The sequence below is a fragment of the Lysobacterales bacterium genome (assembly GCA_016703225.1).
Lineage (GTDB): Bacteria > Pseudomonadota > Gammaproteobacteria > Xanthomonadales > Ahniellaceae > JADKHK01.
The window spans coordinates 311,068-334,407 of the sequence record JADJCM010000001.1 but is presented as its reverse complement, the minus strand read 5'-3'; the positions used below and the strand labels follow the sequence as shown (position 1 = coordinate 334,407).

Sequence of the window (23,340 nt, the reverse complement as noted above, 5' to 3'; positions counted from 1 at the left end):
CGCGTCCGGCAGCGATGCCGGGCGCGACTTCGTCACAGGTTCTGGTAGTTCGGCCCGGCGCCGCCTTCCGGTGTTACCCAGGTGATGATCTGGTAGGGGTCCTTGATATCGCAGGTCTTGCAGTGCACGCAGTTGGCGGCGTTGATCTGCAGCCGCTTCCCGGCCTCGTCCTGGACCATCTCGTAGACGCCGGCGGGGCAGAATCGGGTGCAGGGATTGCCGAACTCTTCGACGCAGCGGGTGATGCAGATGTTGGTGTCGGCGACGCGCAGGTGCACCGGCTGGTCTTCATCATGTTCGGTGGCGGCGAAGTAGACCGACGCGAGACGGTCGCGTGGTGGCAGCGAGCGTTCGACCCAGTGGCGGTCGATCGCGCCAATCTCGCCCACCCGCTTCAGCTGCGCATGATCGGCATGATTGCGCAGGGTCCACGGCGAGTAGCCGGCCGTCACGGTTTCCCAGCCGGCATTGATCATGCCGAGCCACAGGCCGCCGTGGAATCCGGGCTTGATGTTGCGCACCTTCTTCAGTTCGGACATCACCGGCGACGCACGCAACGCGGCGTCGAAGCCGACCACGCTGTTGGTGCGCGCGATGTGCTCGGCCGCGAGCATGCCTCCGCGCATCGCCTGGTGCGTGCCCTTGATCTTGGGCACGTTGAGCGTGCCGGCGCCGTCGCCGATCAGGATCGCCCCCGGCATCTCCACTTGCGGCAGCGACTGGAAGCCGCCCGCCGCGATCGCGCGCGCACCGCCGGAGAGGATGCTGCCGCCCTCGAGCATGGGCTTCACCAGCGGGTGATGCTTGAGTTGCTGGAACAACTCGAATGGCATCAGCTTCGGGTCGCCGTAATCGAGACCGCAGACGTAGCCGAGCGCGATGCGGTCCTGGTCAAGGTGGTAGATGAAGCTGCCGCCATAGGTCGCGCTGTCCGCCGGCCAGCCGACGGTGTGGATGATGCGCCCCGGGGTTACCCTTCCGGCAGGCACCTGCCACAGCTCCTTGATGCCGACCGAGTAGGTCTGCGGATCGCTGTACTTGTCCAGCTCAAAGCGCTGGATCAGCTGCTTCGACAGGTGTCCGCGCACGCCTTCGGCGAGCACGGTGATCGCGGCGTGGATATCGACGCCCTGGGTGTAGCCGGACTTGTGCGATCTGTCCTTGGCCACGCCCATGTCGCCGATGCGCACGCCACACACGGCACCCTTGGCGTCGAACACCGGTTCGCTGGCGGCGAAGCCCGGGAAGATCTCGACACCGAGCGCTTCCGCTTGCGGCGCCAGCCACGCGCACAAGGCCCCGAGCGAGACGATGACGTTGCCGTGGTTGTTCATCTGCGGCGGCGTCGGCAGTCGGTATTGCTTGTTCGCGGTGAGCAGGAAGAAGTCGTCGGCGCCGGCAGCGACGCAGATCGGTGGCGGCGACTTGCGCCACTCCGGCAGCAGCGTGTCGAGCGGGCCGGTCTCGATGACGGCACCGGAGAGAATGTGCGCACCGACCGCGGAGGCCTTTTCGATCACGCAGACGCTGGTGTCGGGCTTGAGCTGCTTGAGGCGGATCGCGAACGCGAGCCCGGCCGGGCCGGCGCCGACGACGCAGACGTCGTATTGCATGATTTCGCGTTCGCTCATGGCGGTTTCCTGGAAGCCGGCCGGCATTATCCGGGTGCGGGGCATCGCGGGGCAATGAACGCCGACGCTATGCTCGGGGCATGACGGCAATTCTTGCGGTGGTGGCACTCGACGGAACCACGACCCTTCCCGCGGATGGCTTTGCGGCGGGCATCCGCTCGCTCGGTGGCTTTGCACCGTTCGGGGCGGATGAAGTCGATGGCGCGACACTGCGCCTGTGGGTGGCGCGCAGCTTCCGCGGCACCGGTCTCGCTGCTGCCGACGGGCGCGTGCTGGCGATCGACGGGCGCCTGCGCAACCGCGCCGCGTTCGCGAAACAGCACGCGCTGGCCGCCGACGTCAGCGACGCCGCGCTGGTTCTGTCCGCCTACGCCGCGCGCGGAGAGGCGCTGTTCGAGTCGCTCGATGCCGATATCGCCTTATTGCTGGTGGATGCGCCGCGACGGCGGGTGATCCTGTTCCGCGACGTGCTCGGCGAGCGCGGGCTGCGTTATGCGCTGCGCGGTGCCCAGTTGCAGGTATCGAGTCGCGGCAGTGCAATCGTGGCGATGCGCGGCGAGACGCTGGTGCCGAACAAGGTCGCGATGGCGCACTACTTCGCGCTGCGCGCGCCACCCGACGAGGTGGCCTGGATGCAGGGCGTCGAGGAACTGCCGGCCGGCGGCCTGCTGCTGTTCGAAGACGGCCGCCGCCGTTATCGCCGCTTCACGCCCGATCTCCCGACCTCGCCGCTGCGCTTTGGCTCCGACGCCGAAGCCGCGGAGGCTTGGCGCGAAGTCGTCGCCGGCGCAGTGGCGCGGGCGTGTGCGGATGCGACGCGTCCGGTGGTGCAGTTGAGCGGCGGCATCGACTCGACGCTGATCGCGAACTTCGTCGATCCTGCGCGCGCAGCGGCGGTGAGCTGGTCGCTCGCCAGTCTGCCCCAGTGCGACGAGTCCGAGCTGGCGCGTGGAACCGCAGCGATGCTGGGGCTGCGGCAGGAAATCGTCGATGGCGACCAGTTCCCGGCGCTGTCTGGGTTCGAGGCGTGGCGGGTGGAAGACGAGGCGCCGATCGCAAATCCGTATCGGCCGGTCAACCTCGCCTGTTTCGACCGCGCCCGCGCCCTCGGTGGCGATGTGCTCTTGCCCGGACATTTCGGCGACATGCTCTACACGCCGCACGCCGATTGGGGCCCGAGTTTCTTGCGCGAGCGCGGCGTTGTGGCCTGGAGCGGAGTGCTCGCGGCGATCGCCCGGAACTCCGGTCCGCGGGAGTCGCTACGTCAGTTTGCCTGGCGCGGCTGGGTGCCGTGGCAGCGTGCGGGACGACCACCGCCGTGGCTGGCGCCAGCGGCCACGGATCTGTGGACGCCGCCGCCGCCTTCGCGCAGGGCGAGGCGGTTCGAGAAGCTCTATGGGCGTTTCGAGTACGACGATGCCGAACTCGGCCGGCGCTTCGTGGTGGCGCATGGTCTGGAGCCGCGTTTCGTGTTCCGCGATCCGCGTTTGCTCGCCTTCGTCGCGGCACTGCCGGCGCACTACCTGCACTCGCCGCACGGTGTGCGCTGGCTGAGCCGCGAACTGCTGCGCGGACGGGTGCCGGAGCCAGTGCGTACGCGCGCGAAGGGCGGCAATCTGAGTGCGTGGTTTCGTATCGGTCTGTTCGGCTCGGACTGGCCGCGTCTGCGTTCGCTGCTCGAGCACCCCGATGCACTCTGGCGCCGCTATCTGCGCCACGACGCCCTCGATCGCGCCCTGGCCGGACCGGAGCGGGAGGTGTCTTTGGGAATCCTCTGGATGGCGTTGGCGGCCGAGCATTGGCGCAATGTTCACGTCTGCGGAACCCCGGGAGTGCTAGCATCCGCGCCATTGTTCTTGCACGGGGGATGCTGTGGATTCCAATGATCAGCAGGCCAGGCGGGTGTCCGCGAAGCAGGCCGCCCGAGCCCCCTACCAGACGCCGGTACTGACCGAACTGGGCGACCTGCGCGGGATGACCCTGGGTGGTTCGCCCGGCACCGGAGAGTCCGGTAGCGGGGGCACTCGCTTCAACTGATTGTGCATGGACTCCGGCCGACTCGAGCTTGCTCGCGCCCGCGCATTGCAACTCGATTGCGTGGGCGGAATCGGGCCTGAAGCGGTGGTGGCCGGTTGTGCGGTGCGCTCGGTTTTGTCGTTCGGACGCGAGGCCGGCCCGACTTCGGCGCTACACGGTCACGACCTCGCGGCGTCCAGATCGGCCACGGGGCTGCTGGTAGGCAGAGAGCGTGACGTGCAGGCGAGCTTTCAAGGCGCGGCGCTGGAGTACCGAATTCATGGGCTTGGGACTCTGCGGGCGGATCTCGACGCTCTCATCGCTATGGTCGATCCCGCGATGGAGCCGGTCGCGGCGCACGAGATCCTGTTCGGTCCCGGGCTGTTGTTGTTGCTGGCGGTGCGCGGTGTCTTTGGCATCCACGCCTCGGCCATCCGCGTCGATGGCCGCTGCTTCGTGCTGCCGGCGCCATCCGGCACGGGCAAGTCCACGTTTGCGCGACTGGCAGTCGAGGCCGGGGCCGAGGGGCTGACCGACGATATTTCGCCGCTGCTGATGCAGGAGGGCGTGTTGCGGCTGCGGCCGCGCTATCCGCAGTTGAAGTGGGAAGATCCTTGGCGCACGCCCGACCTGGACCTTCCGGTTACGGCGCTGGTATTTCTGCAACGTGGCGGGGGCACGCTGGCTTTGCAGCCGCTGGGTGCGCCCGCGGCCACGCGCCTGTTGATCCGCGACACCGTTGCCGCGCGACTGTTCCCCCCGACCCTGCTCGGCGCGCATCTCGCGACCATGGCGCGCATGGCGCAATCGGTGCCGTGCTGGCGCCTGCACTGGCCGGAAGCGCCCGCCGGCGCGCTCGCCGATCAGTGTGCCCGCGCCCTGTCACTGTTCGCCCGGTTTTGATGCTTGCGGCACCGGCAGTCATCGGGGACAGTGCCGACCATGCAATCCCGGGATTTCGATACGCGCGTTCGCTTTGTCGCCGAGTTGGCGCGGCGCCTGCATCAATACGGCACTTCGGCGCCGCGGCTGGAGAAGGCGATCGACACCGTCAGCGCGCGCCTTGGCCTGCTGCCGAGCACGCTGTCCACGCCAACCTCGATCACGCTCTCCTTTGCCGATCCCGCCGATGGCGAGGATGCCCTGCCGCGACGGACGATGGTGTTGCGCGTCAATCCGGGCGACGTCAACCTGCGCCGTCTGTGCGAAGTAGACGCGATCGCCGAGCGCGTGTTCAACAACGAACTCGACATCGAGCAAGGACTGGCCGAATTGCGCGCGCTGCGCTCGGGCATGTCGGTGCGCGCGGTCGGCATGCAGGTGCTCAGCTTCGGCATCGTCGGTGGCACCGTCGCCGCGATGATCCGCGGCTCCTGGGCCGATGTCGTGGCCGCCGCGGCGATCGGCCTGATCATCGGCTTGCTCGCGCTGGTCGCCGAACGGCGCCCGAACTTCGCGCCTTCGTTCGAGGCCGTGGCTGCCTGCGTCGCCATGCTGCTGGCCTCGCTGATCGCGGCGACGCTGGAACCGTTGAACGTGCGCTCGGTGCTGATCGCCGCGCTGATCGTGCTGATGCCGGGGCTGGCATTGACCACGGCGGTATCGGAACTCTCGACCCAGCATCTGGTTGCCGGCACGGTGCGCATGATGGGTGCTGCGGCGGTGCTGCTGAAGCTCTCGCTCGGCACCGTCGCCGGCGTGCAGCTGGCCAAGGCGTTTGGCTGGACCACGCTGCCGGGCAGTTTGCCGGCCGTGCCGGCATGGGCGGAGTGGATCGCGCTGCTTGCGGCCAGCTATTCGTTCGCGGTGCTGTTCCAGGCGGCGCGCCGCGACTATGGCCTGGTCATGCTCTCGGCCTGGCTCGGCTATCTCGCCACGCGCTTCGGCTCCGGCTGGGCCGGGCCGGAGTTCGGAGTGTTCATCGGCGGCCTGGTGGTTGGCAGTGCGGCGAATATCTATGCGCGTTGGAAACAGCGGCCAGGGGCATTGGTGCGGGTTCCCGGGATTATTCTGCTGGTACCGGGATCGGTCGGTTTTCGAAGCTTGTTCTTTGCCTTCGAGCGCGATGTCTATCTCAGCCTCGATACCGCGTTTTCGCTGCTGGCAATCCTGATTGCGCTGGTGGCGGGGCTGTTGTTCGGAAACCTGCTGGTGCCACCGCGGCGTTCCATCTGAAACACGCGAAAAAGAAGCGGGGCGGGCAATGCCGACCCCGCGATTGAAAGCGCGGACTGGATTACCCGATCAGCAGGTCCTTTTCTTTCTTGCCGGAAGCCAGCGCGTCGTTGAACCAGCGCGGGCGCTTGCCACGGCCAGCCCAGGTCTGCGACGGATCCGCCGGATTGCGGAATTTCGGTTTGACCTTGCCGCCGCGGCTCTTGCCGCGGGCGCGTTTTCCGCCGAATACCTGGTCGAAGGTGAAACCCTCGTCGGCAATCAGTTTCAGGACGCGATCGCGCAGGCGGCTCACGCTTTCGGTGGCGATTTCATCCTTGCGCCGCTCGGCACGCACGATCAGATCGTTGAGTTGAGTTTGGTTGAGCTTCTTCAGATCAATGGCCATGCATTACCCCCGGGTTGGAGTCGGAATCATCGCGAAAATCAGGAAAATGGCAAGTGTGATCGGAATCACACAATGCCCGCGTCAAATCGGGCGTAACCAAGATTCACCCGGAGCCGGGTGGCGGTGCTGCCGGTCGCCAGCGACGGCGTCGCCCCGGCGGCTTGACCGCGCGTACAATCCGCGCCACAAAGACAGCATTCAGCTCAGGAATCGGAATCGCCATGGGTCTTCTCGACGATCTTGAACAGCAGGCTCAGAAAGAGCGCGACAGCAAGGAAGAGGCGCAGAAGCTCAAGCGCGAGTTCTTCAAGAACACCACGTTGCCGCTGATGGAGAATTTCTACGACTATCTGACGCGCCTGTCCAAGTCATTGAATGTCGTGAAGTCTCCGCGCAACGGGCGCTACCCGATCAGTGGCTATGGCGAGGTCATCACACGTTGCGACAACGACATGAACGTGCAGGCGCAGATGCCGATGTACGGGCGGACCTACACGCTGACCTGCACCGGAGTCGTGGATTCCAGTCAGTCGCCGAGCATGATGATCGAAGGCGCCAGCCGCATCGACTCGATGATCGAGTTGTTCCGGCGCTATGGGTTCGAGGCGCTGGAGCGCGCCGAGAAGAGCGAGAAGGGTGAGTATACCAAGGCTTGGTTCCGCGCCATTGGCAAGGTGCCGATGACCGCTGTGTTCACGGCCGAGATGAATTCCGATTTGTTGCGGATGGAGTTCACCAATTTCGATTCTTTCGGCACGCGCAAGCAGACGGTGCGCATCGCCGAGTTGAACGACGAGTTGTTCGACACCATCGGCAAGTACATCGCGCTGCAGCAGAACTACATTCTGCGCGAGTCCATTTCCGACGAAAACCGCGAGGCCTGGCGCTCCAAGTTGCAGCAGGAACAGACCCGACGCGAGTGGGAACAGAAGATCTCCGAGGCGCAGAAGGCCGAGGAGGAGCGCTTGAAGAAGGCGCAGCAGGGAAACCGGATCACCGGCAGTTTGAAGGCCATCACTGGCGAGTTCCCGAAGCCGGGGGCCAGTCAGATCAAGACCGCACCCCAGCCAGCCGTGGTGGCCGCCGGCAGCAAGCCGTCGGAAACACCAAGCAGCCTGTTTCAGAAGCTTGGCAGCCTGTTCGGCAAGAAGGACAAATAGCGCGACCCTCGGGCGGCTAGGGTGCGAAACCCGGATCGACCAGTTCGATCGCCATCACCAGCGCGTCTTCGCGGCCGTTTTTCGCGGGGTAGTAGCGCGGGCGGCGGCCGATCTCGTTGAAGCCGAGGTCGTGGTAGAGCGCGATGGCGCGCGGGTTGCTCGGGCGTACTTCCAGGAACACGCGCTCGGCGCGATGCCAGCGCGCGAGGTCGAGCAGTCGTTTCATCAGGCGGCGGCCATAGCCGTGTCCCTGTTCGCTCGGATCGACGCAGACGTTGAGCACATGCGCCTCATTGGCCGCCACCGAGAGCACGAAGTAGCCGATGATCTCGGCCCGTGTCGCGAGCACGAAACAGCCATAGCCGGCACGCACGCAGTCCTTGAAGATGGTGAAGGTCCACGGAAACTCGTAGGCGCGACCCTCGACCTGCACGACCTCGGCGAGATCGGCTTCGGTCATCGCACGGATCTGCGCACTGAGATCGAAGGCGGCGACCATGTCAGCGTGGCCGCAGGGCGCGCACGACCGGCTTCAGCGTCCGCCACAGTTCGCGCTTGGCGTGTGCGTTGCCGAGCAGGTCGGACAGCGCGGGCGCGTGCAGGATGCGGACGCCGTCTACCGACGCGACGCGCGCAGCGAGGGCGAGGGTGAACTCCGGCCACTGCGTCGGCGGGTCGCCGGCGTCGAGCAGGCGATGCGCCGGCAGCGAACGTCGGATGGCTTCCAGCAGGGCCTTGCAGTCGGGCTGCCGCGTGCGTGGGGCCTCGACCAGCAGCAGCAGACGTGGTGCGCGCGCGGCAATGCCGGGATCATCGAGCAAGGAGGGCCGTGCCGGCGTGGATCTGGGGTGCGACGCGATCGTGCCGGAAGGCGCGCGCGTGTCGCGCGCCTCCGCAACCGCCGGCGGGGCGACTGCGGCCGGGTTCGTTGGCGGAGCCTCGGCCCGGGCCTGTGGCAAGGGGCCGCGGCGCAGGTAGCGGTCAATGCCGATCAGTCCGAGCAGACGGCGGCGCTGCGCTTCGTCGAGACGGAGGGCGGTCATGGTGCGGAGAGGCTTGTGAGGTCGTTCGCGAATTCGGCGTGGCAGGCGTCGATCGCCTGCGCGAAGGCGCGCACGCTGGACTCGATGGTGTCGCTCTTGGCCGCCACTTCCGCGGCGTAGGTCTTCAGCAACAGCGGGGCCGCTTGGGTGTCGCGCTCGACCCGCAGTTCCAGGCGCACGCGCGCGCTCCAGCCGGAGCCGCCGCGCACGCGCTCGAATTGTTCGACGCTGCCGCCGATGCGCATGGCCGGCAGTGCTGCCGGGAGCCGGTCGGTAACCAGTTCCGCCGAGCGACGCGCACGCAGCGTAGCCACCAGACGACGCTGCAGCAGCAGGCTCGGCGCCTCGTCCCAGAGCTGGTAGTGGTACGCCTTGATGCTGCCTTCGGGCTTCAGTGCGTACAGGATCGACTGGTCGTTGTAGACGCCATTGGCGCGGAACGGCTCGACCACGATCGGCAGCGTCGAGACCGGAGTCGTCCTCATCGTCGCCGCCGCAGCCACCGCCGGCATGCGGAAATACGACTGGTCCGGCACCGCCGGGGCCGCGCAGGCGCCGAGCAAGGCGAGGGCGAAAGCAAGCAGCGGGAATCGCATCATTCTTCCTCGACCTTGACCATGTCGGCCGGCGGCGTGAACAGCAGACGGTTCGGGTTCTTGCGAATCTCGCGGCTGAACTCGTTGACGTGGCGGCTGGCCGAATCGAGGTTCTGCGAGATGCTGTCGATGCGCTGCGCCAGCGAACCGGTGATCTGCGCAAGGTCGGCGATTGCGTCCTTCAGTGCCGGACGGTTCTCGCTGACCGCTGCGTTGGCCTCGACCATCAGCGTGTCGAGTTTCTGCTGGGTCAGGCGCAGTTCGGCGGACAGTTCGCGGGCGTTGTCGGCGGTGCTGGCGAGGTCTTCCAGGGTACTGGCGACATGGGCGCGGTTCGGTGCCGACAGCACTTCGTTCATCGCAGCCGAGGCCTGGTTGAGTCGCGTCAGCAAGGTCCGGGCGTCGTTGACCAGGATCGGCGTTGCGGTTTCGAGTTCGCCGCCGATCTTGTCGACGCTTCGCTGCAGCGATTCCACCATCGGCCGGATGCGTTCGCGGCTGAGCAGCGTGATTTCGCTGGCGAGTTCGTTCATCGCCGCGAACAGATCGCCCCCGCCGAGTGACTTCAGTTCGGCGCCGGGCTTGAGCATGGTTTTCGCTGTGCCCTCGCTGATCGCAATCGAGATATCGGCGAGCAGGCCGGTAGATGCCAGTTTCGCGACCGAGTCGGACGGGATCGGCCAGTCGCCGCGGATCGCCAGGTCGACGCGATAGCGGGTGCGGCCGTCCTTGCGCTCGGGCGTGATGGCGGTGACCTGGCCGATGCGGAAGCCTTCGTAAAACACCGGCGCGCCAAAGGTCAGGCCCGTCACATTGTCGTATCGCGCCAGGTAGCCGGCCTCGCCGGTGCGGGTGCCGGTGATCCGGATCAGGGTGAACAAGAGCAACGCGAAGGCCGCGAGGACCACGGCGCCGACGACGGTGTAATTGACGGTATCGCGTTTCATCCGGGCATTATGCCGGTCGCGGCGCCGTGTGACGAAGGTCATCGCGTCGCCCTGACTTCCGGCACTCAGTTCGGAGGCCCGCCGGCTGCGACGCTGACGGTCTCGAAGTGAAGCCCGCGCAAGGGTCCGGGGCCGAGGTGGCAGCGGCTGCCCGCGCCGAAACTGCTACCCTAAGCGTCTTTCCAGATCAGGATTTCCGCGGATGAACTTGGACATCGAACGCAGCCGTTTCAACATGGTCGAGCAGCAGGTGCGGCCGTGGGACGTGGTCGACCTGCGCGTGCTCGACGCGCTCGGGCGCGTACGCCGCGAGGACTTCGTGACGGAGTCGCAGCGGGCGCTGGCCTTTGCCGATGTGGCGCTGCCGATCGGGCACGGCGAGTTCATGATGAAGCCGGTGCTGGAAGGGCGGCTGTTGCAGGCGCTGGGAGTGCAAACTGGCGACAGCGTGCTCGAGATCGGCACAGGGTCCGGTTTCGTCACCGCATGCCTGGCCACCCTGGCGCGGGACGTGACCAGCATCGAAATCCACGGTGACCTCGCGCAGGCAGCGGAGCGCAAGCTCACGCGCGCCGGCATCACCAATACCCGCGTGCACGCGGCCGACGCGCTCACCGGATTCGCGCCGAACCGAAGTTTCGATGTCATCGCGGTCACCGGGGCCGTGCATCGCGAGCCGGATCTGTTGCGTACCTGGCTCGCAATCGGCGGTCGCATGTTCGTCGTGCGCGGCGATTCGCCGGCGATGGAAGCGCTACTGGTCACGCGCGTCGGTGCCTCCGAGTTCCGCGAGCAGAGCCTGTTCGAGACCGACCTGCCTTACCTGACACATGCGGCGCCGGCAAAGCGTTTCATGCTCTGAGCCAATACGACAAGGACTGAGGAATAGCCCATGGCCCAACGATTCATTCTCCGCCTGAGCGCCCTGGCGCTGGCGATCTCCGGCTCGGCGTTCGGCGCCGACCTGCTTGAGGTGTACGACAAGGCGCGTGCCGGCGACCCGCAGTTTGCGGCCGCCGAAGCGGCACGGCTGAGCGCCGAACAAGGCGTGCCGGTGGCGCGTGCCGCGCTGCTGCCGCAGCTGTCGGCAAGCTGGAGCAAGAGTCGTTCGGAGTCCGAGGGCACGATTTTTTCGGACGAACTGAATCGCGACGTCACCTTTAGCTCCACCAGCCGCAATTCCAACAAGGGCCTGCAGCTGAGCCAGTCGGTCTACGACCACGGCAGCTACATGAGCCTGCGCGCCGCCAAGGCCCAGGCCGCGCGCGGCGATTCCGACTACGACACTGCCGCCGACGCGCTGCTGGTGCGCGTGGCCGAGGCGTATTTCGGCGTGCTCACCGCGCAAACCAACCTGGCTTCGGCCGAGGCCGAGGAAAAAGCCGTTGGACGTCAGCTGGAACAGGCCGAGCAGCGCTTCGAGGTCGGCCTGACCGCGATCACCGACGTGCACGAGGCCCGCGCCCGCCACGATGGTGCCCGCGCCGCGGTGATCCTGTCGCAGAACGCGCTGGACGACGCCTTCGAGGCCTTGTCCGAACTCACCGGTGACAGCGTGGCCGCAGTGAAGGGGCTCAAGGAGGAGATCGCGCTGGTGCGTCCCGATCCGGACAGCATGGAGCGCTGGGTTGCGACCGCGCTGGACAGCAACCCGGCCCTGGCCGCGCTGCAACGGTCGGTCGATGCCTCCAACTACTCGGCCAAGGCCGCATGGTCCGACCATCTGCCTTCGCTGGGCCTCGCTGGATCCTATGGCGAGACCGATTCCGGCGGCGACATCGGGCCGTACTCGGCGCGCGATCCCAGCAGCAACTCGCTGAGCCTGAGCCTGAGCATCCCGCTCTTCTCCGGCGGCGCGACCAATGCCCGCTACAAGCAGGCGTTGTACAACCGCGATGCGGCCCAGGACCAGTTGGAGCAGCAGCGCCGAGCCATCGTGCGCCAGACCCGCGGCGCGTTCCGCGGCGTCGCCGCCGGCATCAGCGAGGTCGAGGCGCGCAAGCAGGCGCTGGTCTCGGCGAAGTCCGCGCTGGAAGCGACCGAGGCCGGGTTCGAGGTTGGCACCCGCACCATCGTCGACGTGCTGCTCAGCCAGCAGCAGCAGTTTGCCGCCGAGCGCGAGTACGCACGCGCCCGCCACGGTTACATCCTCGCCAACCTGCGCCTGAAGCAGGCCGCCGGCGTGATCGACGTGGCCGACCTGAAAACCGTGAACGGCATGTTGCAGTAGCAGGCTCGCTGCGGACGCCGTCCCCGGCCGCCCGCCCGGCGCCGACCCGAAACGCCCCGGCATGCGCCGGGGCGTTTGTTTTTGGTCGCGTCAGTGGGTCGGATCAGTGCTGCTGGTGCCGGGCGACGCGGGCGGCGCACAGTTTCACGCCTTCAACCGACTGCGATAGTGCGCGCGGGCCGCCTTCGAGATTGCGTACGCGTTCGGCGAAGAACGCCTGCAGTGCCTCGGCACCTTGCGTGCTGCACAGCGCGGACGAGCCGTAGTAGGGGATTCGGCCTTGCCAGACCGACGGTGCCTTGGCCAGCAGGGCATCGTAATGTTGCTGCACGAACGCCCAGATCGCGGCGTGGTGGCGGGGATTGTCGGCGGCGCCGAAATACATTCGCGACATTTCTCCGGCCTTGACCTGGGCGCTGATGCCGAGCGCCAGCGCGCGCTGGATCAGCGCAGCGTCGGAACTGCTGGCGAGCGCGCCCATCAGCGCGCCACGGATCACCGAGTCTTCGTTCGTGCGCAGATGCGTCTCGATCAGGTCGAAGGCCGGCTTGCCATCGCGATCGACCACGACGCGCAATGAGGTTCCGAGCAGATCGCGATGCACGGCATCGGCATTGAGCCTGGCATCGCCACCGAGGCCGATGACCTTGCGGCCGCGTGCGGCTAGCTCATCCATCAGCCATTGCGGCCGGCCGTGGTCGCTGAGCATGCCGATCAGATCCACGCGCAGTGCCTTGGTCGCCTCGCTGTCGCCGTCGCGATGGTCGATGCCGAGTTCGCGCAGGCGCGCGCCCCAGACTTCGCGCAGCATCCGATCGATGCGCTTGCTTTGGGCGCGGCTGGCGACGCGCTCCTTGATCCATTCCAGGTCGCCAAATGGCGCGGTGATCACGTCGCCCTGCTTGGCCTCGGCAAACCGCGGCGCGGCGTCAAGGTACTGCGCCACGCTCACTTCGCCGCTGCCGAAGGCGGCGCCGATGCTGTCGGCGAGCACGCGCTGCTCGAAGGCGTTGAGCTTGGTGAAGGCGGCGTTCAGTGCTTTCTGCGCCGACTCATCGAGGCGGAAGCGGTAGTAGCCGGCGCCATCCGCATTCGGATGCACGTGGTCCGGGCAGCTTTGGCCGGCGAGCGCGAAGCTGCTCCTGGGCTCGGTCAGCAGGTGACACTCGACGCTGCTGTCGGCGCCGCGGCCGACGCGCACGCACATCGGCACCAGCCAGCGCGTGTCGGTGGCGAAGCTGGCGCCGATCGGCGCGTAGCGCGACTGCGCCACGCTCAGTGTGGCCGAGCCGTCCTTGCATTCGAGGCGGGTGTCGAGCATGGGTACGCCGGCCTGGTCGGTGAAGCTGGCGAAGGCCTGGCGCAACACGTCCGGCTGCGCGCTCTGTGCCGCCAGAGAATCGGCGAGGTCGGTGCTGGTGGCATTGCCGAAGGCGAACTTGCGCATGTGCGCTCGCAGCGCGTTGCGGAAGCCGGCCTCGCCGAGATAGCGCTCCATCATCGCCAGCACCGCGCCGCCTTTCTGGTAGGTGATGCCATCGAAGGTGCTGCTGACCTCGGTCCAGTCCTCGACCGGATTGTGGATGCGGCGCGCAGTCGCGAGGCTGTCTGCGGACATCGCCCCGAGGCCGCCTCCAAGGCGGTCCATGTCGGCCTCGAGTTCGGGGTAGATGCCCTGGATGATCTTGGCCGCGACCCAGGTGGCGAACGCTTCGTTCAGCCAGATGTCGTCCCACCACGGCATCGTGACCAAATCACCGAACCACTGGTGGCCGAGTTCATGCGCATGCGTACCGAGCGCGCCGCGACGCTGCGAGGTCGCCGAGTTCAGGTCGGCGAACATCAACGAATCGCGGTAGGTGATCAGGCCCGGGTTCTCCATCGCGCCATAGGCGAAGTCGGGTGCGGCGAGCAGGTCGAGCTTGTCGTAGGGATAGGGGTAGCCGAAGTAGTCCTCGAGCGCGGTCACGATCTTCGCCGTCTCGCCGAGCATGAACTTCATGCGGCCGGACTGGCCGCGGGCAGCGACGCCGCGCAGCGGAATGGCATGGTCGCGCAAGCTGGTCTTGGGGATGGCGGCAAAGTCGATCAGCTCCCACGGCCCGACGGCGAACGCGATCAAATAGCTCGGCAGCGGTTGGGTGGTTGCATAGCGGTGCTTCTGCCAGCCGTCGTCGAGGTCCTGCACTGCGGTCTCGAGGGTGTTGAATACGGCACTGTCGCCCTTCGGCACGGTCAGCGTGAAGGTCCACGGCACCTTGAATGCGGGTTCGTCGAAGTTCGGGAACGCATTGCGCGCACCCAGCGGTTCCATCTGCGTCATCACGTAGTCGGCACCGCCGCTACGCACCTTGTAGGCGCCCTGCAGGCGCTGGTCGTAGGGCGCGTCGAAGGCGATCTGCAGTTGCCAGTGGCCGATGGCGAGCGGCTTCGGTGCATTGATTCGCACCAGGCCGCCTTCGGCGTCGACCAGTTCGCTCTTGGCATGGATGGTCGTTTTTTCGCCCTGCCGCAGATGCAGTGCCTTCAACTCGCTGCCGCGGGCGTGCAGGAAGAAGTGATCGGTGGCCGTGCGCACGTCGAGTTCGATGCGCACTTCGCCGCTGTAGCGTTCGCCGCGCGCATCCATGCGCAGATCGACTTCATAGGCGATCGGAACGACTTGCCGCGGCAGCTTGCCGCGCGGCACTTCATCCGCAGCGGCGACGATCTGGGTCGCGAGGGCGAGGACACAGCAAAGCAAGGTTCTGAACATGGCGGGCCTCCGAGGTCCGCCGATGCTAGCGATGCCGCCCCGCAGCGCGCGCGGTGCGGGACGGATCGTGGCCGGCATGCGCCTAGCCGTGCGGGGCGAGGCTCAGCCGTCGCCGAGGTAGAGTCGTTGCAGCAGGGCGTGAAAGGCGGTGCTGCGTTCGGGTTCGGTGGGCCCGAGAAAATCATGTTGTTGCAAGATGTCGATCAGCTTGTCGGGAACGGTGCGGTCGTCACCGACGATCTCGACGTGCCCGGCGCGGACCTCGCGCACCGCGATCGGCCCGCTGCGATCGACCATTGGCTGGCGTTGTTCGTCGAGGCTGAAGACGAAGTCGTCCTCGTCGCAGCCGCCATCGTCGCGCCGTCGCCGGCAGCTGTCGCGCTCATCCGTCTCGACCTTCAGATAGGCGGTGACCTGCGGCGCCAGTGCGCCGGGGCTGCGGATGAACTCGGAGGTCGCGGTGATTTCGCGCCACTTGGCCCCTGTGGCCAGGCTGCAGATCGCGTTGACCACGCCGAGGCTGGCACGGCGCAATAGCTTCGATCCGCAGTGGTCGGCGGCGGCGATGCCGGCGAAGGGCGAGGAGAGGGTCGCCAGTTGCAGACGGGCGTCGGCGGGTAGCGCCTCGGTGGCAGTCATGGCGTGCCGCGCCACCAGTCCGCCCTGGCTGTGGCCGAGCAGGCGGAACTCGCGGTTCGTGGTCTGCGCCGCGAGCGCGCGCAGCGCCGTCTGCAAGCGCGCGGCGCTGTCGCTCAGGGTCGCGCGATCGTCGTAGCTGAAGCACAGCGCCTGTCGGCCCTGGAACGCATGCACCTGCGCCAGGGCGCGGAAGCGGCCGGCAGAACTGAAACAGCCATGTACCAGCACCGTGACCGGAGCGCGCGAATCGAGATGCAGGGTGCGGTCGGAGCCGTCGTCGCAGGGGCCGAGGTCGGGAATCGCGAGCGCGACATCGGGCGCCGGCAAGCGACTACGGTCGATCGGTTCGGGTGCGGACTGGTGGACCGGTACCGGGGCGCAGCCGGCGAGCAGGCAAGTGGCGAACGCCAGCCAGCGATGGGGACGAGGACAGTTCATCGGGCGTGATCTCCTGGGGCGTGGGCAGTCGCGCAGGTGTCGGTGGAAGGGTCCAGTTTGCCGTCTGCGGTCACGACCCAAAGCGAATCCGGGTTGCTGGCGGGCACGGCCAGAAGCTCGTCCGGCGCGACGGCATGGTTCGATGGTAGCGAGTCATGCGTCCGTCATCGCGGCTTCATGCGTTCGTCAAGCGCTGGCGTGAGGATGCCCGCGAAACCGGGAAAGCGCATGCGCATTGCTGTCGTCAGCGAGACCTATCCGCCGGAAATCAACGGCGTTGCCTTGACCGTGCAGAGCTTCGTCGAGCAGTTTTCGGCGCTCGGTCACGAGGTGCTGTTGACGCGCCCGCGCCAACTTGCAGTCGATGCGCTCTTGCCGCCGCGCGGCGTGTGCGAGCAACTGGTGCGCGGTGCCAATCTGCCGCGATATCCCGGATTGCGTTTCGGGCTGCCAAGCGGTGCCGAATTGCGGCGCTTCTGGTCCGAGCATGCTCCTGAAGCGGTGTACGTCGCGACCGAGGGGCCGTTGGGTTGGTCTGCAGTGGCAGCAGCGAATGCGCTTGGCATTCCTGCGGCTACCGGCTTCCACACCCGCTTCGATGACTTCGTGGCGCACTACGGCGTCGGCTTTCTGACGCCGCTGGTGTTTGCCTGGCTGCGTCGCTTTCACAATCGCGCCGGCGCCACGCTGGTCCCGACGCGCGAGTTGCAGGAGTTTCTGATCGGCAAGGGCTTCCGCCAGGTGCGCCACCTGGCGCGTGGCGTCGACACCAGCCTGTTCGCGCCGGGCCGGCGCAGCGAGGCGCTGCGTCGCCAATGGGGGCTGAAGCCGGGGCAGATGGCGGTGATCCATGTCGGCCGCATTGCCGCCGAGAAAAACCTCGCGCTACTCGGTCGAGCCTTCCATGCGATCCAGGCGGTGCGTCCCGACGCTCGGTGCATCATCGTTGGCGATGGCCCGGCGTTGCCTGCACTGCGCACCGCGCACCCGCAGTTCGAATTCGCCGGGATGCGCAGGGGGGTCGATCTCGCCGAGCACTTCGCCAGCGGTGACTTGTTCCTGTTTCCCAGCCTGACCGAGACCTTCGGCAACGTCACCCTGGAGGCGATGGCCAGCGGCGTGGCCACGGTGGCGTTCGACTATGGCGCCGCCCGCGAGCATCTGCAGCATGGCCGCTCGGGCGCTGCGGTCGCCTTCGGCAACGAAGATGCGTTCGTGCATGCCGCGGTCGAACTGGCGGTGGACGAGAGTTTGCGTCGACGCTGCGCACTGGCGGCGCTCGATACCGTGCAGGGGCTGAGTCAACGCGGTGTGGCCGAGGCCCTGGTGCAGTTGTTGCGCGAGGCCCGCGCAGTCCATTCGAGGGCGGCATGATGCGTGCCGTGTCCCTGCTCGATCTGGCGGTGAGTGCGCCCGAGCTGCGCCTGTGCCTGGGCATGAACCGGCTCGGCACACGGCCGCGGCTGCTGCGCTTCTTCGCCGTGGTCAGTCGGCTCGGCGACGGCCTGGTCTGGTATGTGCTGATGCTCGCGCTCGCCTTGTTCGGTGGACGCGCCGGGCTGCAGGCGAGCCTGCATCTTGCCCTGGTCGGGCTGGTCGCGCTGGTGTTGTATCGCAGCCTGAAGCGCTACACGCGGCGGCCGCGTCCGTTCGTGCGTCATGGGTCGATCACCGCGCATGTGGCGCCGCTCGACGAGTTCTCGTTCCCGTCCGGGCATACCCTGCACGCGGTGAGCTTTACCCTGGTGGCGGTGCACCATTACCCGGTGCTGGGCCTGCTGCTGTGGCCGTTCGCCGTGCTGGTCGGGCTGTCGCGGGTGGCGCTCGGCCTGCACTACCCAAGCGACGTCCTGGCCGCAACCGTGATCGCCGTCACGCTTTCGCGCATCAGCATTGTGCTGGTCGGTTGAGCACGGCGCTTGCACTGTGGGCGCTTGCGTGCCGATACTCGCGGTCGCCGTGTCCATGGAACGGGGCCGATGAACTACCGCCACAGCTATCACGCAGGCAATTTCGCCGATGTGCTCAAGCACGTCGTGCTGGTGGCGTTGATCGAAGCGCTGAAGACCAAGCACACGCCAATGGCGGTGCTCGACACGCACGCCGGCGCCGGTGCCTATTCGCTGGCCTCGGAGGAGGCGCTGAAGACTGGCGAGTTCCGCGACGGCGTGTTGCGCCTGATGCACGTCGAGCGCCTGCCGACCCTGCTGCACGCCTACCTCAACATGGTCCGCGTCCACAACGGCGTGCAGACCTATCCGGGTTCGCCACTGATCGCCGCGCAGATGCTGCGCGACGACGATCGGCTGATGCTGTGTGAGGTGCAGGATGCCGAGACCGCGGCGCTGCGCCAACTTTTCGCGCGCGACACCCGCGTCGCCGTGCACCAGCGCGACGGCTACCAGGCGATGGCGGCATTGTTGCCGCCGAAAGAGAAACGCGGCCTGGTGCTGATCGACCCGCCGTTCGAGGCGCAGGAGCAGGAGTTCCGCATCATCGAGGAAGCCTTGGCGGCGGCGCACAAGCGTTTCGCCCACGGCGTCTACGCGGTCTGGTATCCGATCAAGCTGCGCCAGTCGGTGCTGCCGTTCCATCGCTGGCTGCAGCAATCCGGCATGCGCAAGGTCTTGCTGGTCGAGCTGTGCGTGCATCCGGACAACTCCGCGCTGCGCCTGAATGGCTGCGGCATGGCCATCATCAACGCGCCCTACAAGCTCGATCGCACGCTCGCCGAACTGCTGCCGGTGCTGGCCGGCGCGCTGGCGCAGAGCCGCTACGCGCAGCATCGACTCGAATGGCTGGTCGAAGACTGACGCTGGCGGCGTTCGCCGCACTGCTCACCGCCTGCGCCGCGCCGGCGCCCTTCCTGGCCGACGGCGCGCGCCTCGATCTGGCGCCGTACGCCGCTGCCGATCAGGACCCGGGGGACATCGAAGTGATCTGGGGCGGCATGATCGTGGCCTTGCGCGTCGGCGAGGAGGTCAGCGAAATCGAAGTGCTGGCGCACCCCATCGATCGCCGCCAGCGGCCATTGACCCGGGCCCCGAGCCAGGGGCGCTTCGTCATTCGCGTGCCGCAGCGGCTTGCACGCAGCGATGCCCCCGAAGGCCGCTACCTGACCGTGCGCGGTCGCGTCGTTGGTCGCGGCGAAGGCAGCATCGGGACCTCGCCGTATCGCTATCCGGTGCTGGCGCAGGCCCGTTGGGCGCTGTGGAAATCCGGTTTCCAGTACGACCAGCCGCAGTGGTCGTTCGGCGTCGGCGTGGCGCTGTGACGCGCGCCCGATGAGCACGCCACGCACGGTCGTGCGGCGATCAAGCATCCACGGCCGCGGCGTGTTCGCAAACACCGACCTGCCCGCCGCCACGCGCCTGCTCGAATACCGCGGCGAACGCATCGACAGCCGCGAAGCGCACCGTCGCTACGGCGACAACAGCGGCCTCGGCGAGACTTACCTGTTCGCCGTCAACGCCCACTGGCTGATCGACGGCAACGTCGGCGGCAGCAGCGCGCGCTTCGTCAACCACAGCTGCAACCCCAATTGCGACGCCGTGATCTGGGTCGACATCGACGGCGACGAACGCCGCGACCGCGTTTACATCGAATCGCGCCGCCGCATCCGCAAGGGCGAAGAGATCACCTTCGACTACGCCCTCGACCTCAGCCGCGCCATCACTCCCGCCGAACGCCAACGCTGGCGCTGCCACTGCGGCAGCAAGCACTGCCGCGGGACGATGCTGGCGGGGTGAGTCGGGATGGTCGTCGGTATCGACATCGAAGCGGCGGTTGGCCCGGCATGTTCGGAGCCCTGGGGGCCGCATTTTCGACCGTGGCGGCACGCCCACGCATACCGCCCCACAGGAAACGACTGTTCGACTGGTAGGATATTCCCCCTTTGTCAACGTGACGGTCAACTGCCGTGTCGAGCGATGCAAGGGGGTCGAAGCAGTCTGTAGCGGGAACGACAGGGAGAGCAACGGCAGCATGAGTACAACGGTTACAGCCCGTGTCGGCTATTTCGAATCGGCTCGAGGCACTTCCATGATGCAGGCATGCTCTTGACGAGTGCTCGCCTTGGCAATGCGGGACAGCTTTATGGGATCGCTGCCGAGTGCGGCGTCAAGGCCATCTTGGTCGCATGCGGAGTGCCCGCTGACAGTGACGGCTCGATCGACAGGCCCGGCGGCGTCAAGGGCAAGGCTTTCAAGGAGCACTTTCCCAAATTGCACGATGCGGTCCTCAACCTCGCGCATACTATTCCGGACGGAAGAACCGCGGCCACTTATCTGGCTACGATGCCGCATCTTGCCTGTTTTTTCGATTGGTCGGTCGATCATCGCTTTTGGCGCGACGCCGTGTTGCCGACGGCTTCGGTCACCAACTGGCAGGCCGCGGCAGGCGAAGTGATGACGGCGCTTGATATGGCCACGGAAAACGGGGTGCTGTGATGGGAGCGATTCGTTTTCACGATGCATTGCGGTTGGCCGCGCAGGCCGCGCAGCATTCATCACTGCCTGAGGACAAACCACTCCGCATCATTCGGGACATCTACGGTCGCCTGCGTTTTGCAGTGGACTGCGCCGAGGACGATTTTCCCGTCGAAGCGCGTCAGCACCTTGAGTCCGCACAAGCGTCGCTGGCACCTTACGCGACGGGCAGGGATTTGCTTTTCCGAGAGAGCTTCTCGTTCCCGATTCGGTATTCGGAAGTACCGACTGGCACAAGACGATCGTGTCGCTGGGAGTTGATGGCGACGGCGAGCCACTCGGTGAAGTGGACGTCATGCTGCTTGACCGGCAGGTTACGGGGCAGGACTGGCTGCGGCCTGCAACAGAAACCGACTCTCACCCGCATCGGGTGGTGTTCTTCGGTCTCAAGGGCGGCGTAGGTCGATCGACTGCGCTGTGCATGGTGGCCTGGGGACTGGCGCGGCAAGGGAAACGGGTGTTGTTGGTGGACTTTGATCTCGAATCACCAGGATTGTCCGGGCTGGTGTTGCCCGTGGAGCGCGGGCCGAATTTGGCGTGATTGACTGGCTGATAGAGGATGCGGTTGGACAAGGCGACAGTGTGCTGGGTGCAGTCGTTTCCGCCAGTCCGCTGGGGGCGATGACTCAGGGGGGTGGTGGCTGCAATGGGCCAACAGGAGTCCGACTACCTGGCAAAGCTGGCGCGTGTATATGCCGACGTACCTAGCTCGCAAGGCCCGCAGCGCATGGGGGTGCGTTTGCGCCGGATGCTCGAAGCACTCGAAGCTCGCGAGCATCCGGACGTAGTTCTAATTGACAGCCGAGCGGGTTTGCATGACCTGGCCGCTGCGGCAATCACAGGGATGGCCGACACAGCGTTGCTGTTTGCCACTGACAGCCCGCAGACTTGGCTGGGCTACCGTCAACTCTTCACTCACTGGCAACGACGGCCGGAAGTGGTTCGTCGTGTTCGCGAACGATTGGCAATCGTGCGAGCCCTTACGCCCAGGAGCGACCGGGAGGGTGGCGTGAAGCGATTTCAGGACAAGGCGTACGAGCTCTTCGCGGAAACGCTGTACGACGCAATCCCGCCCGCGACGTCCGCATCAATCGTCGACTACTTCCATCCGATTGAGACAGATCAATCTGCGCCGCACTTCCCCATTCTGGTGGATTGGGACGAACGATTTCAGGAATTTGAGCCAAGTCTGAGGCCTGAGCAAGGTGGTGCCACCGAAGCGCAAATCGATGCGGCATTCGGGACGTTGATTCGTTGGGTGATGCGCCGCGTCAACGGAGGCGAGGCATGAGATCAGCAGTCCGAGCCATCCGGGATGGCATCAGGGAAAGTGCGAAGTTCCTGGACCAGGCTAAGGCCATCTCCGAGCGGCCTACTTCGTTTACATATGTGCCACCGTCTCACGCACGTGCATTGGACCCCGATGCAACGCTGATCGAAGGGATTCGCGGATCGGGCAAGTCGTTCTGGTTTGCTCAATTGGCATCCTCGACTCACTTGGCATTCGTCCGATCCAACTTTCCCGAGGCGAGACTTCCGGCAAATGTCGAGGTCGCGCAGGGATTTGGCATGGGGCTTTCGGTATTGCAAGCACCAGATGCCGATACTCTGGCGGAGCTTGTCGGGAACTTTGGAGCACGCTTCATCTGGCGCGCCGTGGTGGCGCACCATGCGCGGGTGGGTGGCGAGTTCGAGACCCTGGCCGATTGGACGCAACGCGTTGCTTGGGTTCGGGCGAATTCGGAGACTTTTGCTCGTGAAATGGAGGCCGCAGATCAGCGCATTGCGGATCAAGGCACGACTTTGCTGGTGTTGTTCGACGCATTGGATCGCATGGCTGACAACTGGCAGCAAATGCACAAGCTTGCCAAGGGCTTGTTGCAGGTGGCGCTGGACATGCGTTCCACGCAGTCAATCCGTTGCAAGGTATACGTCCGCCCTGACCTTCTTCAGGATTCCAATGTCACCAGCTTTCCGGATTACTCGAAGCTGCTGGCCACAAGGGCCTCGCTTGTCTGGCATCGGGCTGACCTCTATGCATTGCTCTACCAATGCCTAGGAAATGCAAGCGTCAGTAGAGAGCCATTTGCGGCGCTTGTAGGAGGCGTCGTGCACGAGGCGCAGACAGTGGCTCGTGGCGATGGGTGGCTAGTGCCATCCGTCCTGCGTCAAGATGAGTCAATTCAAGAAGCGCTATTCGAACTTGTTGCCGGAACCGCGATGGGCAGCAGCACAAAGCGCGGAAAACCGTATACATGGCTCGTCAACCACCTTCAGGATGGTCTCAACCAAGTGAGCCCTCGCAGCTTCTACGCTGCACTCGGAAAGGCTGCCGCTCAGACTGCCGACAACCACGAACTTCCTCTGGACTATCGCGGCATTCAACATGGGGTGCAGGAAGCATCCCAGATTCGCGTGCAGGAGATTACAGAGGACTACCCATGGGTTGGTATCGTGATGGCGCCATTGCGCGGAAATCTCACGGTTCCTTGTGCGGTTGGAGAAATAGAGAAGATCTGGAATCAGGACGGCACGCTGAACAGGTTGGAATCACAGCTGACGCAGGGTGGAGAGGCGGTCAAGCTGCCTCCGCAGCATCTCGACCGAGGGGCCTCCGGCATACTTGCTGACCTCCAGTCGCTTGGAATGGTCGAACACCTCGAGGGTAGGCGAATCCAGATGCCTGATGTCTACCGGGTTGCTTTTGGATTTGGCAGGAGGGGGGGCGTCAAGCCTCTGAGGTGATAGAGCGCTCGGAGCGAGTACGCACGGCGTTAATCACCCGTTCGATCCTCGTTCCTGTGTGTCGATTTCACCTTCTCCTGCTTCGCGGTC

23 protein-coding genes are annotated in these 23,340 nt (G+C 66.0%); 15 read left to right on the top strand and 8 right to left on the bottom strand.

The genetic code is table 11. From position 1 onward, the window contains the following. Positions 1-32 precede the first annotated feature (32 nt). On the bottom strand, positions 33-1,631 hold the full coding sequence (locus IPG63_01465) for an electron transfer flavoprotein-ubiquinone oxidoreductase (GenBank protein ID MBK6725921.1): 1,599 nt from the start codon (positions 1,629-1,631) through the stop codon (positions 33-35). Between the two features lie 80 nt (positions 1,632-1,711). Between IPG63_01465 and IPG63_01460 the strand changes: the two genes are divergently transcribed. From IPG63_01460 to IPG63_01450, 3 genes are all read left to right on the top strand, one after another. Continuing rightward, on the top strand, positions 1,712-3,517 hold the full coding sequence (locus IPG63_01460) for a hypothetical protein (protein MBK6725920.1): 1,806 nt from the start codon (positions 1,712-1,714) through the stop codon (positions 3,515-3,517). 157 nt (positions 3,518-3,674) lie between these two features. Then, on the top strand, positions 3,675-4,550 hold the full coding sequence (locus tag IPG63_01455; protein ID MBK6725919.1) for a hypothetical protein: 876 nt from the start codon (positions 3,675-3,677) through the stop codon (positions 4,548-4,550). A 39-nt stretch (positions 4,551-4,589) separates the two neighbouring features. Next, positions 4,590-5,822 carry a threonine/serine exporter family protein gene (locus IPG63_01450; GenBank protein MBK6725918.1) on the top strand — a complete coding sequence of 411 codons (1,233 nt, stop codon included), beginning with the start codon at positions 4,590-4,592 and terminating at the stop codon, positions 5,820-5,822. Positions 5,823-5,883: 61 nt separating this feature from the next. On the opposite strand, the gene IPG63_01445 is transcribed toward IPG63_01450, so the two are convergent. Next, entirely contained in the window at positions 5,884-6,210 is a 327-nt protein-coding gene (locus IPG63_01445) for an H-NS histone family protein (protein ID MBK6725917.1), read from the bottom strand. A gap of 221 nt (positions 6,211-6,431) precedes the next feature. Here IPG63_01445 and IPG63_01440 point away from each other — a divergent pair, with 221 nt between their 5' ends. Then, positions 6,432-7,370: a hypothetical protein gene (locus IPG63_01440; protein MBK6725916.1), complete on the top strand. Its 939-nt coding sequence runs from the start codon at positions 6,432-6,434 to the stop codon at positions 7,368-7,370. Positions 7,371-7,386: 16 nt separating this feature from the next. Here the strand turns inward: IPG63_01440 and rimI are convergent, their stop codons facing one another. From rimI to IPG63_01420, 4 genes are read right to left on the bottom strand one after another with little or no spacing between them, the layout of a single operon-like run. Further along, positions 7,387-7,869 carry a ribosomal protein S18-alanine N-acetyltransferase gene (gene rimI / locus IPG63_01435; protein MBK6725915.1) on the bottom strand — a complete coding sequence of 161 codons (483 nt, stop codon included), beginning with the start codon at positions 7,867-7,869 and terminating at the stop codon, positions 7,387-7,389. 1 nt (position 7,870) lies between these two features. Next, positions 7,871-8,413 carry a hypothetical protein gene (locus IPG63_01430; protein MBK6725914.1) on the bottom strand — a complete coding sequence of 181 codons (543 nt, stop codon included), beginning with the start codon at positions 8,411-8,413 and terminating at the stop codon, positions 7,871-7,873. After that, positions 8,410-9,012 carry a membrane integrity-associated transporter subunit PqiC gene (locus IPG63_01425; GenBank protein MBK6725913.1) on the bottom strand — a complete coding sequence of 201 codons (603 nt, stop codon included), beginning with the start codon at positions 9,010-9,012 and terminating at the stop codon, positions 8,410-8,412. The genes IPG63_01430 and IPG63_01425 overlap by 4 nt, the downstream gene beginning before the upstream one ends. After that, positions 9,009-9,956: an MCE family protein gene (locus IPG63_01420; protein MBK6725912.1), complete on the bottom strand. Its 948-nt coding sequence runs from the start codon at positions 9,954-9,956 to the stop codon at positions 9,009-9,011. Before IPG63_01420 ends, IPG63_01425 begins: the two co-directional genes overlap by 4 nt. A gap of 202 nt (positions 9,957-10,158) precedes the next feature. On the opposite strand from IPG63_01420, the gene IPG63_01415 reads away from it, so the two are divergent. Both IPG63_01415 and IPG63_01410 read left to right on the top strand, forming a co-directional pair. Next, positions 10,159-10,818: a protein-L-isoaspartate O-methyltransferase gene (locus IPG63_01415; protein ID MBK6725911.1), complete on the top strand. Its 660-nt coding sequence runs from the start codon at positions 10,159-10,161 to the stop codon at positions 10,816-10,818. Positions 10,819-10,848: 30 nt separating this feature from the next. Further along, entirely contained in the window at positions 10,849-12,186 is a 1,338-nt protein-coding gene (locus IPG63_01410; GenBank protein MBK6725910.1) for a TolC family outer membrane protein, read from the top strand. Positions 12,187-12,289: 103 nt separating this feature from the next. On the opposite strand, the gene IPG63_01405 is transcribed toward IPG63_01410, so the two are convergent. After that, positions 12,290-14,941, bottom strand: coding sequence for a M1 family metallopeptidase (locus IPG63_01405; protein MBK6725909.1), 2,652 nt, complete (start codon positions 14,939-14,941; stop codon positions 12,290-12,292). 102 nt (positions 14,942-15,043) lie between these two features. Beyond that, positions 15,044-16,018 carry a hydrolase gene (locus IPG63_01400; protein MBK6725908.1) on the bottom strand — a complete coding sequence of 325 codons (975 nt, stop codon included), beginning with the start codon at positions 16,016-16,018 and terminating at the stop codon, positions 15,044-15,046. Between the two features lie 228 nt (positions 16,019-16,246). Here IPG63_01400 and IPG63_01395 point away from each other — a divergent pair, with 228 nt between their 5' ends. From IPG63_01395 to IPG63_01355, 9 genes are all read left to right on the top strand, one after another. Next, complete coding sequence (locus tag IPG63_01395; GenBank protein ID MBK6725907.1) at positions 16,247-17,392, top strand: glycosyltransferase family 1 protein; 1,146 nt, start codon at positions 16,247-16,249, stop codon at positions 17,390-17,392. After that, entirely contained in the window at positions 17,392-17,928 is a 537-nt protein-coding gene (locus IPG63_01390; GenBank protein MBK6725906.1) for a phosphatase PAP2 family protein, read from the top strand. The genes IPG63_01395 and IPG63_01390 overlap by 1 nt, the downstream gene beginning before the upstream one ends. Before the next feature lie 69 nt (positions 17,929-17,997). After that, positions 17,998-18,831, top strand: a complete 834-nt coding sequence (locus IPG63_01385) for a 23S rRNA (adenine(2030)-N(6))-methyltransferase RlmJ (GenBank protein ID MBK6725905.1) — start codon at positions 17,998-18,000, stop codon at positions 18,829-18,831. Next, entirely contained in the window at positions 18,813-19,292 is a 480-nt protein-coding gene (locus IPG63_01380) for a Slp family lipoprotein (GenBank protein MBK6725904.1), read from the top strand. Before IPG63_01385 ends, IPG63_01380 begins: the two co-directional genes overlap by 19 nt. 10 nt (positions 19,293-19,302) lie before the next feature. Continuing rightward, entirely contained in the window at positions 19,303-19,767 is a 465-nt protein-coding gene (locus IPG63_01375; protein ID MBK6725903.1) for an SET domain-containing protein-lysine N-methyltransferase, read from the top strand. Between the two features lie 303 nt (positions 19,768-20,070). Beyond that, on the top strand, positions 20,071-20,466 hold the full coding sequence (locus IPG63_01370) for a hypothetical protein (protein MBK6725902.1): 396 nt from the start codon (positions 20,071-20,073) through the stop codon (positions 20,464-20,466). A gap of 283 nt (positions 20,467-20,749) precedes the next feature. Further along, positions 20,750-21,046 carry an AAA family ATPase gene (locus IPG63_01365; GenBank protein ID MBK6725901.1) on the top strand — a complete coding sequence of 99 codons (297 nt, stop codon included), beginning with the start codon at positions 20,750-20,752 and terminating at the stop codon, positions 21,044-21,046. Between the two features lie 105 nt (positions 21,047-21,151). Beyond that, positions 21,152-21,796, top strand: coding sequence for a hypothetical protein (locus IPG63_01360; protein MBK6725900.1), 645 nt, complete (start codon positions 21,152-21,154; stop codon positions 21,794-21,796). Beyond that, positions 21,793-23,250, top strand: coding sequence for a hypothetical protein (locus tag IPG63_01355; protein MBK6725899.1), 1,458 nt, complete (start codon positions 21,793-21,795; stop codon positions 23,248-23,250). The genes IPG63_01360 and IPG63_01355 overlap by 4 nt, the downstream gene beginning before the upstream one ends. The last annotated feature ends 90 nt before the right edge of the window (positions 23,251-23,340 follow it).

Excerpts from the sequence above, each read along its gene's own strand:
- IPG63_01465 (MBK6725921.1), bottom strand. The coding sequence starts at position 1,631 with ATGAGCGAACGCGAAATCATGCAATACGACGTCTGCGTCGTCGGCGCC.
- IPG63_01460 (MBK6725920.1), top strand. The coding sequence starts at position 1,712 with ATGACGGCAATTCTTGCGGTGGTGGCACTCGACGGAACCACGACCCTT.
- IPG63_01455 (MBK6725919.1), top strand. The coding sequence starts at position 3,675 with ATGGACTCCGGCCGACTCGAGCTTGCTCGCGCCCGCGCATTGCAACTC.
- IPG63_01450 (MBK6725918.1), top strand. The coding sequence starts at position 4,590 with ATGCAATCCCGGGATTTCGATACGCGCGTTCGCTTTGTCGCCGAGTTG.
- IPG63_01445 (MBK6725917.1), bottom strand. The coding sequence starts at position 6,210 with ATGGCCATTGATCTGAAGAAGCTCAACCAAACTCAACTCAACGATCTG.
- IPG63_01440 (MBK6725916.1), top strand. The coding sequence starts at position 6,432 with ATGGGTCTTCTCGACGATCTTGAACAGCAGGCTCAGAAAGAGCGCGAC.
- rimI (MBK6725915.1), bottom strand. The coding sequence starts at position 7,869 with ATGGTCGCCGCCTTCGATCTCAGTGCGCAGATCCGTGCGATGACCGAA.
- IPG63_01430 (MBK6725914.1), bottom strand. The coding sequence starts at position 8,413 with ATGACCGCCCTCCGTCTCGACGAAGCGCAGCGCCGCCGTCTGCTCGGA.
- IPG63_01425 (MBK6725913.1), bottom strand. The coding sequence starts at position 9,012 with ATGATGCGATTCCCGCTGCTTGCTTTCGCCCTCGCCTTGCTCGGCGCC.
- IPG63_01420 (MBK6725912.1), bottom strand. The coding sequence starts at position 9,956 with ATGAAACGCGATACCGTCAATTACACCGTCGTCGGCGCCGTGGTCCTC.
- IPG63_01415 (MBK6725911.1), top strand. The coding sequence starts at position 10,159 with ATGAACTTGGACATCGAACGCAGCCGTTTCAACATGGTCGAGCAGCAG.
- IPG63_01410 (MBK6725910.1), top strand. The coding sequence starts at position 10,849 with ATGGCCCAACGATTCATTCTCCGCCTGAGCGCCCTGGCGCTGGCGATC.
- IPG63_01405 (MBK6725909.1), bottom strand. The coding sequence starts at position 14,941 with ATGTTCAGAACCTTGCTTTGCTGTGTCCTCGCCCTCGCGACCCAGATC.
- IPG63_01400 (MBK6725908.1), bottom strand. The coding sequence starts at position 16,018 with ATGAACTGTCCTCGTCCCCATCGCTGGCTGGCGTTCGCCACTTGCCTG.
- IPG63_01395 (MBK6725907.1), top strand. The coding sequence starts at position 16,247 with ATGCGCATTGCTGTCGTCAGCGAGACCTATCCGCCGGAAATCAACGGC.
- IPG63_01390 (MBK6725906.1), top strand. The coding sequence starts at position 17,392 with ATGCGTGCCGTGTCCCTGCTCGATCTGGCGGTGAGTGCGCCCGAGCTG.
- IPG63_01385 (MBK6725905.1), top strand. The coding sequence starts at position 17,998 with ATGAACTACCGCCACAGCTATCACGCAGGCAATTTCGCCGATGTGCTC.
- IPG63_01380 (MBK6725904.1), top strand. The coding sequence starts at position 18,813 with ATGGCTGGTCGAAGACTGACGCTGGCGGCGTTCGCCGCACTGCTCACC.
- IPG63_01375 (MBK6725903.1), top strand. The coding sequence starts at position 19,303 with ATGAGCACGCCACGCACGGTCGTGCGGCGATCAAGCATCCACGGCCGC.
- IPG63_01370 (MBK6725902.1), top strand. The coding sequence starts at position 20,071 with ATGCTCTTGACGAGTGCTCGCCTTGGCAATGCGGGACAGCTTTATGGG.
- IPG63_01360 (MBK6725900.1), top strand. The coding sequence starts at position 21,152 with ATGGGCCAACAGGAGTCCGACTACCTGGCAAAGCTGGCGCGTGTATAT.
- IPG63_01355 (MBK6725899.1), top strand. The coding sequence starts at position 21,793 with ATGAGATCAGCAGTCCGAGCCATCCGGGATGGCATCAGGGAAAGTGCG.